The sequence below is a fragment of the Allorhizobium sonneratiae genome (assembly GCF_023700755.1).
GTDB classification, from domain to species: Bacteria; Pseudomonadota; Alphaproteobacteria; order Rhizobiales; family Rhizobiaceae; genus Allorhizobium; species Allorhizobium sonneratiae.
The window spans coordinates 1-885 of sequence record NZ_JAMKOJ010000034.1; the positions used below are offsets into that span (position 1 = coordinate 1).

An 885-nucleotide genomic window follows, 5' to 3' on the forward strand; every position below is an offset into this window, starting at 1 on the left:
GGCTCTGTTGCAAAAAATTGACTGATCGGCGACAGAGCGCTGGAGATTTTTAGCGAGACTTTTGATGAGCGATTTCAAGTGGCGTCATTTTCAGGGTGAGGTGATCTTGTGGGCGGTTCGGTGGTATTGTCGCTACGGGGTGAGCTATCGGGATCTCGAACAGATGATGGGCGAACGGGGCGTGTCCGTTGATCATTCGACGATCTATCGCTGGGTCCAGAAATACGCGCCGGAGATTGAAAAGCGGCTGCGTTGGCATTGGCGTCGGCCACGATCGACGAGCTGGCGGGTCGATGAAACCTATGTGAAGGTTCGCGGCAACTGGACATATCTGTACCGGGCCGTCGACAAATTCGGCAATACGATCGATTTTTATCTATCGCCTACGCGTAATGCCAAAGCAGCCAAGCGGTTCCTCGGCAAGGCCCTGAATGGCCTGAAGGATTGGGAAAAGCCAACGGTCATCAATACTGACAAGGCACCGACCTACGGCATTGCGATCTCGGAACTGAAGGCCGATGGCAAATGCCCGAAAGAGCTTGTGCACCGGCAGGTCAAGTATCTAAACAACGTCGTCGAGGCCGATCATGGCAAGCTCAAACAACTGATCAAGCCGGTAAGAGGTTTCAAGACGTTGAAGACGGCCTATGCGACGATTAAGGGTTTCGAGGTCATGCGCGCGTTACGCAAGGGTCAGGCCGCGAGTTTCAACCTAACGGGCGACATCCGTGGGGAGGCCCGCATTGTTGAACGGGCCTTCGGGATTGGTCCCAGCGCGCTCACCGAGGTGGTGGCAATGCTCGCGCAGAATCTCGATGCCAAATCCGCGTGACTGACGCGTAGCAATGCCTCTTCACAACCAATCGGAATTTTCGCAACAGAGCC

At 54.9% G+C, this 885-nt stretch carries 1 protein-coding gene; it reads left to right on the forward strand.

The features are described 5' to 3' along the window. Nucleotides 1–64 precede the first annotated feature (64 nt). Nucleotides 65–832, forward strand: a complete 768-nt coding sequence (locus NAC44_RS21150) for an IS6 family transposase (protein WP_250943637.1) — start codon at nucleotides 65–67, stop codon at nucleotides 830–832. The last annotated feature ends 53 nt before the right edge of the window (nucleotides 833–885 follow it).

What these genes read in the sequence shown, in the direction of transcription:
- NAC44_RS21150 (WP_250943637.1), top strand. Translation starts at nt 65, where the DNA reads ATGAGCGATTTCAAGTGGCGTCATTTTCAGGGTGAGGTGATCTTGTGG.